Here is a 12,701-nt window from a genome sequence, read left to right on the forward strand (position 1 = left end):
ATCTTGCCCTGGTCGCCCGGACAGTAGACCTCGACTGCTGCCGCTATGAATCGGCTCATGGTGGCCGCCAGCCGATCTGACTGCTCGCGTAATGCGGGGTTCATTCCGAAGGCATCGTTGTCCAATCCGTCCAGGACGGTGCGCGCCGGTATACCGTCGTCGAGTTTGCGGCACACGGTGTGGCCGGCGGCGACAACGGTCGAGATGTTTTCCATGGCGGGAATCTGCTTCTCTTGCAGTACCGCCAGAAACTGGTCGTCTTGATTCGGGTCTGCCGCTGCCGCGCCGCAGGGCAACATGGCAGCAGCGAGCGCGGTGATCGCGGCGGTGGTGACGCAGTGGTACGCCGGGTTGAACATGGCACGGCTCTCCGTTTCTTTTCCGGACCGTGCCCGTCGTCGGCCGTGAGGTGGGGGAGGCCGCCACCGTTGCCTGCATTGACAATTGACCCAATCAGAAACGGGCGGGGCGGTGGATGTTGTCTCCGCCGGAGTTGTTTGTCGCTTCTACGCGTGGTTCCCCGTCCGTACCGGAGAGCAGCATGGGCAACTCGCGGGAATACGCAGCGGCGATAGCCAAAGGGTCGCGGTACTCGCGAGAACCTGCGCGTCGCTACCTGTGCTAGCTGCTATTGAACATATGTTGCGCCTCCGTTTGATGGGCGGTGGCTGTCGATTCGGCAGCTGCCATAATAGATCGTATACCGATATTTCATCATCGGAATCGGTGCCGCCGCAAGAGTTTGCAGGCCGTCACGTCAGGACAAAGGGCAGCTGGATCGGCAATTGAGGTCCAACGGCCCCTGCCGAATCATCCCGGGCCGCAGTAGTTTCAAAGGTAAGTCGGCTAGCCGGCTGATCAATATGGTTGGAGGCCTGCGATGTCACAAGTGAGAACGACACCCGGAATCGTGGTGGGTGTGGACGGATCGCCTGAATCCGACGCGGCAGTGACCTGGGCGACGCATGAGGCGATCATGCGCCAGTTGCCGCTCACGCTGCTGCATGTGGTGACACCCCTGGAGACCGGCTGGCCACCCGGGCCGATGTCCGAGGGAATCCCCAGCTGGCAGGCCGACGAGGCGAACAAGATCCTGGCGCGGGCCCGCAACGTCGTCGACGCTAGCCGGGGCGACGCCGCGTCACCGGAGGTGCGCACCGAGATGGCCTACGCCCAGGTGGTCTCGACGCTGATCGGTGTCACCAAGAATTGTTGGCTGACCGTCGTGGGCTCAACGGGATTGGGCGCGATCGGCCGCCTGCTGCTGGGCTCGGTGAGCACCAGCCTGATCCACCACGCAAAGGGTCCGGTTGCGGTCATTCGCACCGATCGCGCTTGCGCGACAGATGCGCCCGTGGTGGTGGGCATCGACGGTTCACCCGCGTCGGAGCGGGCTACGGCGCTGGCCTTTGAGGAGGCCTCCCACCGCGGAGTATCGCTGGTGGCATTGCACGCCTGGAGTGACGTCGGGGTCATGCCCATCCTCAACGTGGACCAGCACGACTACGAAGTCCAGGGCCACGAGATCCTCGCCGAACGCCTGGCGGGCTACCAGGAGCAATATCCGGATGTCGCCGTCGAGCGACGGGTCGTCCGTGACCACCCGGCTCGCTGGTTGGTCAAGGCGGCCGAGCAGGCTCAGCTGGTGGTGGTCGGTAGTCGCGGCCGTGGCGGATTCGCCAGTCAGCTCTTGGGGTCGGTCAGCTCCGCGGTGGTTCAGGCCGCAGGCATTCCGGTGATCGTGGTCCGCCCGGACGGAAGATGACCGTCGGCCAGGCTCGGGGGCGGTCCGTTGCTCGCCCCCGCGCCGGGCCGCGCTGGTAACACTGGACGTCATGGAGTTCACGACACACGGCGACGCGGATGCGCCGGAAGCGGCACCCTACGTCGCGGCCCACGAAACGCACTCCGGCGTGGTGATCTTGGCCGGCGACCGGGCCTACAAGGCCAAGAAGCCGGTGCAGACCGACTTCCTGGACTTCCGTACCGTCGAGCAGCGCGAAGAGGCGTGCGCGCGGGAAGTCCGACTCAACAGCCGAATCGCCCCCGACAGTTACTTCGGGGTGGCCCATCTCAGCGGTCCGTCCGCCGGGGCGCCCGAGCCGATCGTCGTGATGCGCCGCTATCAGGACGACCAGCGGTTGGCTTCGATGGTCAGCAATGGTGCCCCGGTAGAAGGCGTGCTCGACAGCATCGCCCGGACACTGGCAGACTTCCACGACCGTGCCGAGCGCGGCCCGCGAATCAGCCTGCAGGGCAAGCCCGAGGCTATCCACCAACGGTGGTTCGACAACTTCCCCACCCTGCGCCGTCACGCTGACACCGTGGTGCCCGGCGAGACGGTGCGCCTTGTTGAGGACCTCGCCGGCGCATACCTTGCCGGTCGAGCGGATCTGTTCGCTCAGCGGATCGACGCGGGCTGCATTGTCGACGGCCATGCCGACCTGCTCGCCGATGACATCTTCTGGGCGGAGAACCGGCCGGTGCTGCTCGACTGCCTGGAGTTCAGTGACGACTTGCGTTTCATCGACCGCATCGACGACGCCGCCTTCCTTGCCATGGACCTGGAATTCCTGGGCCGCAAGGATCTCGGCGACCACTTCCTGAACCGCTACGCCACCTATGCGGGCGACACGGCGCCGTCCTCGTTGCGGGATTTCTATATCGCCTACCGCGCCACGGTGCGGGCGAAAGTGGACTGCGTGCGGCTGACCCAGGGCAAGGCCGGGGCTGACGCCGCCGCGGCGCGCCACCTGGCGATCGCGGTGAGCCACCTCGAGCGCGGCGCGATCCGGCTGGCGCTGGTCGGGGGCGGTCCCGGAACCGGTAAGTCGACGCTGGCCCGAAAGCTCGCCGAACAGATCGGGGCGGTGGTGCTGTCCACCGACGACGTGCGCAAGGAACTGCACGAGTCGGGGCAGCTGAGCGGAGCGGCCGGCTCCCTGGGCGCCGGTTTGTATGCACCGGCCAATGTGGCTGCCGTCTACCAGGCGATCCTGCATCGGGCGGGCCGGTATCTGGCCAGCGGTCAGTCGGTGATCCTCGATGGAACCTGGCGCGATGGGCAGGTCCGTGCCGCGGCCCGCCGCCTGGCCGCCCACAAGCACGCGGCGACCACCGAGATCCAGTGCGTGGTGCCGGTTGAGGTCGCCGCCGACCGAATCAGAAGCAGGGCCCCGGGCAACTCCGATGCGACACCACAGATCGCCGAAGCGCTGGCAGCTCACGACTTCGAGTGGGATACCGCCCATCGCGTCGACACGTCGCAACCGCTCGATGATTGCGTGCGAAAGGCTCAGGAGCTGTGGCGCGCCGCGATCCAGCGGACCCGACTTCCCTAAACTGTCCCGGTGCGCATTGTCTTCGCCGGCACCCCGGACACCGCGTTGCCGTCGTTGCAACGGCTGATCGATTCGCCGCGCCACGAGGTGGTGGCGGTACTGACCCGGCCCGACGCGGCGTCCGGCCGGCGGGGGAGCCCGCAGCCGTCCCCGGTGGCCCGCCTGGCTCTTGACCACGGCATTCCGGTGCTGCGGCCGGCCCAGCCCAATGCGCCCGAGTCGGTCGCGGAGCTGGCCGAACTGGCGCCGGAGTGCTGCCCGGTGGTCGCCTACGGGGCGCTACTGCGCGACGCGTTGTTGGCGGTGCCGACACACGGTTGGGTCAACCTGCACTTCTCCCTGCTGCCGGCCTGGCGGGGCGCGGCTCCGGTGCAGGCGGCCATCGCCGCCGGCGACGAGGTGACCGGAGCGACGACGTTTCGCATCGAGCCGGAACTGGATTCCGGGCCGGTCTACGGGGTCACGACCGAGACCATCCGGGCCGATGACACCGCCGGCGAACTGCTGGCGCGGCTGGCGGTCTCGGGCGCCGAGCTGTTGGCGGCCACCCTCGACGGCATCGATGACGGAGCGCTGCACGCAGTGCCGCAACCGCACGACGGGGTCAGCTATGCACCGAAGATCAGCGTGGAGGACGCGCGGGTGCACTGGGAGCTGCCGGCCACGGTGATCGACCGCCGGATCCGCGCCGTCACCCCGAACCCGGGCTCCTGGACCATGATCGGCGACCTGCGAGTCAGAGTCGGGCCCGTCAGCCTCGCCGCGGACGGGCCGGCAGGACTGCCACCCGGCGCCCTACATGTCGACCGCCGGCAGGTGTGGGTCGGCACCGGCACGGATCCGGTGCGATTGGGTCAGATCCAGCCGCAGGGAAAGAAACTGATGGACGCCGCAGACTGGGCGCGCGGCGCTCGGCTCGACCCCGAGGTGCGGGCGTCATGACCGGACCCCAACGCGGCCAGCGCCGGCCGCAGCGCCCCCAGGACGGCTCACGCAAACCCCGCCGCAAGCCCCTGGACCCGGCTCGTCGCGCCGCATTCGATGTGCTGCAGGCAGTCTCCCAGCGTGATGCCTACGCCAACCTCGCGCTGCCGGCGCTGCTGGCCGAACGTGGAATCACCGGCCGTGACGCCGCTTTCGCCACGGAACTGACCTACGGCACCTGCCGGGTGCGGGGCCTGCTCGACGCCATCATCGGCGCGGCAGCGCAGCGCCAACCCGAGACGATCCACCCGGTGCTGCTGGATCTGCTGCGGCTGGGCAGCTATCAACTCCTGCGCACCCGAGTCGAGCCGCACGCCGCGGTATCGACCACCGTCGATCAGGCTGTCCTCGAATTCGACTCCGCACGAGGCGGTTTCGTCAACGGCGTGCTGCGCACCATCAGCACCCGTGATGAGCAGTCCTGGACCGCGGAACTGGCACCGAACGCCGACAGCGATCCGATCGGCCACGCCGCCTTCGTCCGCGCCCACCCGCGCTGGATCGCGCAGGCGTTCGCCGACGCGCTGGGCGCCGCCGCCGGCGAACTCGACGCGGTGCTGGCCGGTGACGACGAGCGGCCCCGCGTGCATCTCGCGGCCCGGCCGGGCGCCTTGACCGCGGCCGAGTTGGCCGCCGCGGTGGACGGCGAAGTCGGCCGGTATTCGCCGTACGCCGTCTATCTGCCCGGTGGTGACCCCGGCAAGCTCGACGCCGTGCGTGCCGGTCAGGCCCTGGTTCAAGACGAGGGCAGCCAGTTGGTGGCCCGCGCCCTCACGCTGGCTCCAGTCGACGGTGACACCGGGCGGTGGCTGGACCTGTGCGCCGGACCCGGCGGCAAGACCGCGCTGCTGGCCGCCCTCGGCGCCCAGACCGGGGCGCGGGTGACCGCGGTGGAGCAGGCCCCGCACCGGGCCGCGCTGGTCGCCGATAACACCCGTGGTCTGGACGTGCAGGTGCTGACGGCCGACGGCCGCGACTCAGGTTTGGAACCCGGCTTCGACCGGGTGTTGGTCGACGCGCCCTGCACCGGATTGGGCGCCCTGCGGCGCAGACCCGAAGCCCGTTGGCGCCGCCTGCCCGCCGATATTCCGGTGCTGGCCAAACTGCAGCGTGAGTTGCTGGCCGCCGCGATCGGGCTGACCCGGCCGGGGGGAGTGGTGTTATACGCGACATGCTCGCCGCACCTGGCCGAGACGGTCGGTGTGGTGGCCGATGCGCTACGCCGGCATCCGGTGCGGGCGTTGGACACCCGGGAACTGTTCGCCCCGGTTGACGCGCTGGGCGACGGACCGCACGTGCAGCTGTGGCCACACCGGCACGGGACCGACGCCATGTTCGCTGCGGCGCTACAAGTAATCTGAGCGCATGTCACGAGCCATGATCGCGCCGTCGATCCTGTCGGCCGATTTTGCCCGCCTCGCCGATGAGGTCGCCGCTGTCAAGGGTGCGGACTGGCTGCACGTCGACGTGATGGACGCCCATTTCGTCCCGAACCTGACCCTGGGTCTGCCGGTGGTGCAGAGCCTGCTGGCGGCCACCGACATCCCGATGGACTGCCATCTGATGATCGAGGACCCGGGACGCTGGGCGCCGCCCTACGCCGAAGCCGGCGCGTACAACGTCACGTTCCACGCCGAGGCCACCGACAATCCCGTCGCCGTGGCACGCGACATCCGCGCCGCGGGTGCCAAAGCCGGACTCAGCATCAAGCCCGGCACGCCGCTGGAGCCCTACCTGGAGATCCTGCGGGACTTCGACACCCTGCTGGTGATGTCGGTGGAGCCCGGGTTCGGCGGGCAGTCCTTCATCCCCGAGGTGCTGAGCAAGGTGCGCACCGTGCGCAAGCTGGTCGATGCCGGGGAGCTGAGCATCCTGGTGGAGATCGACGGCGGCATCAACGCCGACACCGTCGAGCAGGCCGCGGAAGCCGGCGTCGACTGCTTCGTCGCCGGCTCGGCCGTCTACAGCGCCGCTGACCCGGGCGCCGCCGTCGAGTCACTGCGGCGTCAGGCTCTGGCGGCGTCACCGCACCTGCGCGCATGACTATCGAAGGCCACGGCGAGAGAGGAACGAGCGAGCGAGGAGTCGAGGCATGAGCGCTGCGTCGGCCGCCGAGCATGCCGTCGACCATGACGCCGCCATGCTGTTAGCGGTCGAACAGGCGCAGCGGGTCAAAGGCAACACCTATCCCAACCCGCCGGTGGGCGCGGTCATTCTGGATCGCGACGGCCGGGTGGCCGGCGTCGGGGGGACCCGTCCGGCCGGCGAGGCACACGCCGAAGTGGTGGCGTTGCGCCGGGCCGGTGAGCTGAGTGTCGGCGGTACGGCGGTCGTCACCCTCGAGCCGTGCAATCACCACGGCAAGACCCCGCCGTGCGTGGATGCGCTGCTGGCCGCCGGGGTGGCGCAGGTGGTCTACGCCGTCGACGACCCCAACCCGGATGCGGGCGGAGGGGCGGCGCGGCTGGCCGGTGCGGGCGTGCAGGTGCTCTCCGGGGTCCAGGCCGCGGCCGTGAGCACCGGGCCGTTGCGGGAATGGCTGCACAAGCAACGCACGGGCCGCCCGCACGTCACCTGGAAATACGCCACCAGCATCGACGGCCGCAGCGCGGCCGCCGACGGTTCCAGCCAGTGGATCACCAGCGAGGCGGCCCGGGCCGATCTGCACCGCCGTCGCGCAGCCGCCGACGCCATCGTGGTCGGCACCGGCACCGTGCTGATCGACGACCCCACTTTGACCGCCCGGCTGCCCGATGGCACCCTGGCCGACCGCCAGCCGCTGCGGGTGGTGGTGGGCCAGCGGGAGATCTCCGCGGACGCGCACGTGCTCAACGACGACTCGCGCACCATGGTGATCCGCACCCACGACCCGGCCGAGGTACTCCGCGCGCTCTCCGACCGGACCGACGTGCTGCTCGAGGGCGGCCCCACCTTGGCGGGGGCATTCCTGCGGGCCGGAGCGATCGACCGCATCCTGGCCTACGTGGCGCCGATCCTGCTGGGCGGGCCGGTCACCGCCGTCGACGACGTCGGCGTACCCAACATCGCCCGGGCACTGCGCTGGCGATTCGACACCATGGAGCAGATCGGCCCCGACCTGCTGTTGAGCCTGGTCCCGCACTAACGGCTGGCGCCGGTCACCGGGAGATGGCGACCTCCGGCTCGGGCACCTCGGGATCTTCGGCGTGCACATCGTTGCTGCCGATGAACAATCCCAGCACCGCGCCCACCACACAGATGAGGGCGGTGATTCCGAAGATCTCGCCGTACATCATGGCGAAGGCCAGCTTGGAGTTGGCCGCAGTTGCGGCCATCTTCTCGGCCAGGCTGCCGCCGGGCATCTTGGGCAGGCCGGCCAGGATCTGGTTGAACCGGTACAGGCCCCACGCCGACAGCGCCGCCATGCCGACCAGCATTCCCGTCATCCGGGCCACCACCACACCCGCCGCGGCAATACCGTGCTCCCGTGGCGGCACCACGCGCATCACCGCTGAGGTCAGCGGGCCGATCACCAGGCCCAGACCGAAGCCGGCCAGCACCTGGTCGGTATGTGCCGCCGGAAGGCTCAAGCCGAGTACATCGTGGTGATAGGCCATCAGGTCGACCGGCCACTTCGAGATCAGCCAGTAGCCCCCGGCGGCGATGAGCAGCCCGACGAACGTCACCAGTCGGTCACCGGCCACGGTGGCTATCGCCCCGCCCACCACGGCGCCGATGGGCAGCGCGGCCAGGAACCACAGCAGCAGCATCGCCGCCTCGTTCTGGGTCTTGCCGAGCACGCCCTGGCCGAACAGTTCGACGTCAACCAGGGTGACCATCAACGCGGCGCCGGCGCAGAGCGAGGAGCCCAACGCGGCCAGAAACGGGCCGATCCGGGCGCCGGCCGGGTCGAGCAGCTTCGTCGGCGACTTGATCTCCCAGACCACGAACGCCACCAGCGCGAGTGCGGCGAACAACAGGTAGGCCGCACCGTGGTCGGGAAGCGCCTGCTTGGCGCTGGGGTCGGGGTTGTACAAGCCGATCGTCAGCAAGCCCAGGATCACCGCCAGCAGCAGCCCGCCGACCACATCGACCCGCTCCCGTGCGGCGTCCTGAGATTGCGGAGGCAGACTGAAGTGGATCAACACCATGGCCAGCACCGTCAGCGGCACGTTGATCCAGAACACGTCTCGCCAGCTGGTCAGCGCCCAGACGATGAAGATGCCGTACAGCGGACCCAGCACACTGCCCAGTTCCTGGGCGCCGGCGATCCAGCCCAACACCGCCGACCGGCGGCGCTGCGCCCACAGGTCAGCGCCGAGGGCGAACGTCACCGGCAACAGCGCCCCGGCCGCGACGCCCTGGATGGTGCGGCCGACCACCAGCATCGACAGGTCGGTCGACAGTGCGGTCACCACCGATCCGATGGCGAAGGTGGCCAGGCTGACCTGCAGCAACAGCTTGCGGCCGAACCGGTCAGACGCCCGGCCCAACAGCGGCATCGCAGCGATGTAGCCGAGCAGATAACAGGTGATGATCGGGGTCAGCTGCTGGATCTTGTTGATCGGGATGCCGACACCCGCCGGCTGCGGAGCCATGATGTCGCGCATGATCGTGACCACGACATAGGTGTCGAGTGCCCCGAGCAGGACGGCGAGGCTACCTGCGCTGATCGCCAGCGTGCGGTTGACCCGCATTACGCTCCCGCCGGCTTCTCAATCGTGACGGCTGCGTTCCAGTTCGACAGGGTCATCTGGATGGCGTTGCCCGCGCTGGGGTTGAGCTGGGCCTGAACCAGCTGGTGGTCACCATCCTCGGAGATCCACACCGTGGCCGGCGTCGGAGCGGTGGCCTTGAGCTGCGGCGCCAGGGAGTTCACCGCGTCGGCGGGCGCGTTGCCGGTGACCCGAACGGTCTTCTGGCCGTTGATGGTGTCGCGGCCGGCGGACTTCGCGTCGGTCAGGTTGGACAGCATGTTGGCCAAGCCCTTCTCCGGGCTCAGAATCGCGGCCACGTCGTAGATCTTGTCGGCGGAGCCGTAGTTGTCGTAGTCATCGCCGGTGATCGCCGCGTAGAGGTCGCCATCGATCACGACGAACTTGGCGTCGACGTCCGAGCCCAGCATCATGATGGTCGCGCTGCCCTTGGCTGCGGTGGTCGGCTGGGTGGTCAGGTCGCCCTCAAGGGTCTTGACCGGCAGGTTCTTGATCTGGCCGGTCACCGAGAGTGCCAGGTGCGCGCTCTTGAGGTTGGCGGTGGTGGTGGCCGATTCCTTGACCAGCGTCGAAGCGTCGGGCAGCGGCCCGCCGGCATCCTTGGAAGAACAGCCGGCGAACAGCGCGGCGGCAGTGGTCGCGGTGGCCAGGGCGATGAGAAGTCTGCGCATGGGGGACATCGTATAGAGGCCGCCTGGTCGGGGTAGGGCAGCGTAGACATAGCCTGGTGTGATGTTCACCGGAATCGTCGAGGAGCTGGGCGAGCTGGTCGGCCGCGAGGACCTCGCCGACGCTGCGCGCCTGGTCATCCAGGGCCCCACGGTCACCTCCGACGCCCGCCACGGCGACTCGATCGCCGTCAACGGCGTGTGCCTGACCGTTGTCGATGTCGAGCCCGGCGGCCGCTTCAGCGCCGACGTGATGCTTGAGACGCTGGAGCGGTCCAGCCTGGGATCGTTGCAGGTAGGAAGCCCGGTGAACCTGGAACGTGCGGCCGCTCTGAACAGCAGACTGGGCGGCCACATCGTGCAGGGCCACGTCGACGGCACCGGGCGGGTGCTGTCCCGCACCCCGGGGCAGCACTGGGAAGTGGTGCGGATCGAGCTGCCGGCGTCGCTGGCGCGCTACGTGGTGGAGAAGGGCTCGATCACCGTGGACGGAACCTCGCTGACGGTGTCCGGGCTGGGCGCCGACCCCGACGACTTCTTTGAAGTCTCGCTGATTCCGACCACCTTGGAACTGACCACCTTGGGCCGGGCGCCGGTCGGCGCGGTGGTCAATCTCGAGGTGGACGTGATCGCCAAGTATGTCGAGCGGTTGGTGACAAAGCCCACGGAATGACTCCGCGGGGCAAACCGTGGGTCCGGGGTGGTTCATACTGGATGGGCGGGTTGCGCCGACGGGGCGCTTTCCGACGGCGAAACCAAGGTGGCACAGATGACGAAGTTGGACACCGTCGAGCGGGCGGTTGCCGACATCGCGGCCGGCAAGGCCGTCGTCGTCATCGACGACGAAGACCGCGAGAATGAAGGCGACCTGATCTTCGCCGCAGAGAAGGCCACCCCCGAGCTGGTGGCGTTCATGGTCCGCTACACCTCCGGCTACCTGTGTGTGCCCCTGGACGGCGCCATCTGCGACCGGCTGGGCCTGCTGCCGATGTATGCGGTGAACCAGGACAAGCACGGCACCGCCTACACCGTCACCGTCGATGCCAAGAACAATGTCGGAACCGGCATTTCGGCATCTGACCGGGCCACCACAATGCGTCTGCTGGCAGATCCGGGCAGTGTCGCCGACGACTTCACCCGCCCCGGCCACGTGGTGCCGCTGCGCGCCAAGGACGGCGGGGTGCTGCGCCGGCCGGGCCACACCGAGGCCGCGGTCGACCTGGCCCGGATGGCCGGCCTGCAACCCGCCGGCGCGATCTGCGAGATCGTCAGCCAAAAGGACGAGGGCGCGATGGCCCAGACCGAGGAGCTGCGAGTCTTTGCCGACGAGCATGGGCTGGCCCTGATCTCCATCGCCGACATGATCGAGTGGCGGCGCAAGCACGAAAAGCACATCGAACGGGTCGCCGAGGCCCGCATCCCGACCCGGCACGGCGAGTTCCGCGCGGTCGGCTACACCAGCATCTACGAGGATGTCGAGCATGTCGCGCTGGTCCGCGGCGAGATCGCCGGGCCGAACAACGACGGCGACGACGTGCTGGTTCGCGTGCACTCGGAGTGCCTGACCGGCGATGTTTTCGGCTCCCGGCGCTGTGACTGTGGTCCGCAGCTGGACGCGGCACTGGCGATGGTCGCTCAGGAGGGCCGCGGGGTGGTGCTCTACATGCGTGGCCACGAGGGCCGCGGCATCGGGCTGCTGCACAAACTGCAGGCCTACCAGCTGCAGGACGCCGGCGACGACACCGTCGACGCCAACCTCAAACTGGGCTTGCCGGCCGACGCCCGCGACTACGGGATCGGGGCCCAGATCCTCTCGGACCTCGGTGTTCGCTCGATGCGGCTGCTCACCAACAACCCGGCCAAGCGTGTCGGGCTGGACGGCTACGGCCTGCACATCATCGAGCGGGTGCCGCTGCCGGTGCGGGCCAACTCCGAGAACATCCGCTACCTGCTGACCAAGCGTGACCGGATGGGCCATGAACTGACCGGCTTGGAGGACTACGACGACTCCGCGCAGTTGCCGGACGAATTCGGCGGGGCGATGTAGATGAGCCCCGCTGCAGGAGTGCCGGACATGCCGGTGCTCGACGCCTCTGACGTGCGTCTGGCGATCGTGGCCAGCACATGGCACACCCGTATCTGTGATGCCCTGCTGGCCGGAGCCCGCAAGGTTGCCGCCGACGCGGGCATCGCCGAGCCGACGGTGGTACGGGTGCTTGGGGCGATCGAGATCCCGGTCGTGGCGCAGGAAGTTTCCCGAAACCATGACGCCGTCGTCGCGCTGGGGGTCGTGATCCGCGGTGCCACACCGCATTTCGACTATGTATGCGATGCGGTGACGCAGGGCCTGACCCGGGTCTCGCTGGACGCGGCGACCCCGGTGGCCAACGGCGTGCTCACCGTCAACGATGAGGCGCAGGCGCTGGACCGCGCTGGACTGCCCGATTCGACCGAGGACAAGGGTGCTCAGGCGGCTGCCGCAGCACTCAGTACGGCGCTGAGGCTGCGCGAGCTTCGCGCCGCGCTGTGACGCCCCCGGCCGGATCCCCGCGCTGGGATCTTCAGGTACGTCCGCGCATGATGCGCCTCGGCGTATGGATCGTCGCAATCCTGATCGTGACCATCCATGTCGTGGTGAGCGTGTTGCTGACCATCCGCGCCAGCGGCGTGATCTTCCGTACCTATGACCGGGTGGCGGTGGTGGTACTGGGCCTGATCGTCGCCGGCGCGCTGCTGCTGTTGACTCGGGCCCGGGTGCGGGCGGGCGAGTCCGGCGTGTCGGTCCGCAATGCGCTTTCAGACCGGCTGATTCCATGGTCGGAGGTCGTCGGCGTGACGTTCCCGCCGGGCAAGCGCTGGGCCCGGCTGGAGTTGCCCGACGACGAATACATTCCGCTGGTGGCCATCCAGTCCGCCGACAAAGAGCACGCCGTCGAGGCCATGCGGGCGCTGCGGGCCTTATTGTCGCGCTACCGCCCGGCGCAACCACCCCCCGATCGTCGCTAGCCTGGTTA

The 12,701-nt window shown here is 68.7% G+C and carries 13 protein-coding genes; 10 read left to right on the plus strand and 3 right to left on the minus strand.

Annotated features, from left to right (window positions below; translation table 11 throughout):
• On the minus strand, positions 1 to 359 hold a 359-nt coding region (locus EJK91_RS06130), incomplete at its 3' end, for a DUF732 domain-containing protein (RefSeq protein WP_164517895.1).
• 521 nt (positions 360 to 880) lie between these two features.
• On the opposite strand from EJK91_RS06130, the gene EJK91_RS06135 reads away from it, so the two are divergent.
• The 6 genes from EJK91_RS06135 to ribD all read left to right on the plus strand — a co-directional run bounded on the left by EJK91_RS06135 (position 881) and on the right by ribD (position 7,449).
• Entirely contained in the window at positions 881 to 1,765 is an 885-nt protein-coding gene (locus EJK91_RS06135) for a universal stress protein (protein ID WP_125078496.1), read from the plus strand.
• Positions 1,766 to 1,835: 70 nt separating this feature from the next.
• Positions 1,836 to 3,341, plus strand: a complete 1,506-nt coding sequence (locus EJK91_RS06140) for a bifunctional aminoglycoside phosphotransferase/ATP-binding protein (RefSeq protein WP_125078497.1) — start codon at positions 1,836 to 1,838, stop codon at positions 3,339 to 3,341.
• 9 nt (positions 3,342 to 3,350) lie between these two features.
• Positions 3,351 to 4,283: a methionyl-tRNA formyltransferase gene (fmt, locus tag EJK91_RS06145; protein ID WP_125078498.1), complete on the plus strand. Its 933-nt coding sequence runs from the start codon at positions 3,351 to 3,353 to the stop codon at positions 4,281 to 4,283.
• The gene (locus tag EJK91_RS06150; RefSeq protein WP_036458531.1) at positions 4,280 to 5,686 is read left to right on the plus strand and encodes an RsmB/NOP family class I SAM-dependent RNA methyltransferase; all 1,407 of its coding nucleotides are present in this window, start codon (positions 4,280 to 4,282) and stop codon (positions 5,684 to 5,686) included. Before fmt ends, EJK91_RS06150 begins: the two co-directional genes overlap by 4 nt.
• A 4-nt stretch (positions 5,687 to 5,690) precedes the next feature.
• Positions 5,691 to 6,368, plus strand: coding sequence for a ribulose-phosphate 3-epimerase (gene rpe / locus EJK91_RS06155; RefSeq protein WP_206430389.1), 678 nt, complete (start codon positions 5,691 to 5,693; stop codon positions 6,366 to 6,368).
• A gap of 49 nt (positions 6,369 to 6,417) precedes the next feature.
• Complete coding sequence (gene ribD, locus EJK91_RS06160) at positions 6,418 to 7,449, plus strand: bifunctional diaminohydroxyphosphoribosylaminopyrimidine deaminase/5-amino-6-(5-phosphoribosylamino)uracil reductase RibD (RefSeq protein ID WP_125078499.1); 1,032 nt, start codon at positions 6,418 to 6,420, stop codon at positions 7,447 to 7,449.
• A gap of 13 nt (positions 7,450 to 7,462) precedes the next feature.
• On the opposite strand, the gene EJK91_RS06165 is transcribed toward ribD, so the two are convergent.
• Together EJK91_RS06165 and EJK91_RS06170 are read right to left on the minus strand one after the other, a co-directional pair.
• Positions 7,463 to 9,001 (minus strand): MFS transporter, encoded by a 1,539-nt coding sequence (locus EJK91_RS06165; RefSeq protein ID WP_125078500.1) that lies wholly within the window; start codon positions 8,999 to 9,001, stop codon positions 7,463 to 7,465.
• A complete protein-coding gene (locus tag EJK91_RS06170; protein WP_046300473.1) occupies positions 9,001 to 9,699 on the minus strand; it encodes an LppX_LprAFG lipoprotein in 699 nt (232 codons plus the stop codon). Before EJK91_RS06170 ends, EJK91_RS06165 begins: the two co-directional genes overlap by 1 nt.
• 52 nt (positions 9,700 to 9,751) lie before the next feature.
• Between EJK91_RS06170 and EJK91_RS06175 the strand changes: the two genes are divergently transcribed.
• The 4 genes from EJK91_RS06175 (at position 9,752) to EJK91_RS06190 (ending at position 12,693) form a co-directional block, all read left to right on the plus strand.
• The gene (locus EJK91_RS06175) at positions 9,752 to 10,360 is read left to right on the plus strand and encodes a riboflavin synthase (RefSeq protein WP_024443540.1); all 609 of its coding nucleotides are present in this window, start codon (positions 9,752 to 9,754) and stop codon (positions 10,358 to 10,360) included.
• Between the two features lie 96 nt (positions 10,361 to 10,456).
• The gene (locus EJK91_RS06180; protein ID WP_125078502.1) at positions 10,457 to 11,734 is read left to right on the plus strand and encodes a bifunctional 3,4-dihydroxy-2-butanone-4-phosphate synthase/GTP cyclohydrolase II; all 1,278 of its coding nucleotides are present in this window, start codon (positions 10,457 to 10,459) and stop codon (positions 11,732 to 11,734) included.
• Positions 11,735 to 12,217: a 6,7-dimethyl-8-ribityllumazine synthase gene (gene ribH / locus EJK91_RS06185; RefSeq protein ID WP_125078503.1), complete on the plus strand. Its 483-nt coding sequence runs from the start codon at positions 11,735 to 11,737 to the stop codon at positions 12,215 to 12,217.
• Positions 12,218 to 12,264: 47 nt separating this feature from the next.
• Positions 12,265 to 12,693: a PH domain-containing protein gene (locus EJK91_RS06190; protein WP_164517899.1), complete on the plus strand. Its 429-nt coding sequence runs from the start codon at positions 12,265 to 12,267 to the stop codon at positions 12,691 to 12,693.
• Positions 12,694 to 12,701 lie beyond the last annotated feature (8 nt).

Origin of the sequence: Mycobacterium sp. P7213, from assembly GCF_900604305.1 — a bacterium.
In the GTDB taxonomy this organism is placed as follows: Bacteria; Actinomycetota; Actinomycetes; order Mycobacteriales; family Mycobacteriaceae; genus Mycobacterium.

What these genes read in the sequence shown, in the direction of transcription:
- EJK91_RS06135 (WP_125078496.1), top strand. Translation starts at nt 881, where the DNA reads ATGTCACAAGTGAGAACGACACCCGGAATCGTGGTGGGTGTGGACGGA.
- EJK91_RS06140 (WP_125078497.1), top strand. Translation starts at nt 1,836, where the DNA reads ATGGAGTTCACGACACACGGCGACGCGGATGCGCCGGAAGCGGCACCC.
- EJK91_RS06150 (WP_036458531.1), top strand. Translation starts at nt 4,280, where the DNA reads ATGACCGGACCCCAACGCGGCCAGCGCCGGCCGCAGCGCCCCCAGGAC.
- rpe (WP_206430389.1), top strand. Translation starts at nt 5,691, where the DNA reads ATGTCACGAGCCATGATCGCGCCGTCGATCCTGTCGGCCGATTTTGCC.
- ribD (WP_125078499.1), top strand. Translation starts at nt 6,418, where the DNA reads ATGAGCGCTGCGTCGGCCGCCGAGCATGCCGTCGACCATGACGCCGCC.
- EJK91_RS06165 (WP_125078500.1), bottom strand. Translation starts at nt 9,001, where the DNA reads ATGCGGGTCAACCGCACGCTGGCGATCAGCGCAGGTAGCCTCGCCGTC.
- EJK91_RS06170 (WP_046300473.1), bottom strand. Translation starts at nt 9,699, where the DNA reads ATGTCCCCCATGCGCAGACTTCTCATCGCCCTGGCCACCGCGACCACT.
- EJK91_RS06175 (WP_024443540.1), top strand. Translation starts at nt 9,752, where the DNA reads ATGTTCACCGGAATCGTCGAGGAGCTGGGCGAGCTGGTCGGCCGCGAG.
- EJK91_RS06180 (WP_125078502.1), top strand. Translation starts at nt 10,457, where the DNA reads ATGACGAAGTTGGACACCGTCGAGCGGGCGGTTGCCGACATCGCGGCC.
- ribH (WP_125078503.1), top strand. Translation starts at nt 11,735, where the DNA reads ATGAGCCCCGCTGCAGGAGTGCCGGACATGCCGGTGCTCGACGCCTCT.
- EJK91_RS06190 (WP_164517899.1), top strand. Translation starts at nt 12,265, where the DNA reads ATGATGCGCCTCGGCGTATGGATCGTCGCAATCCTGATCGTGACCATC.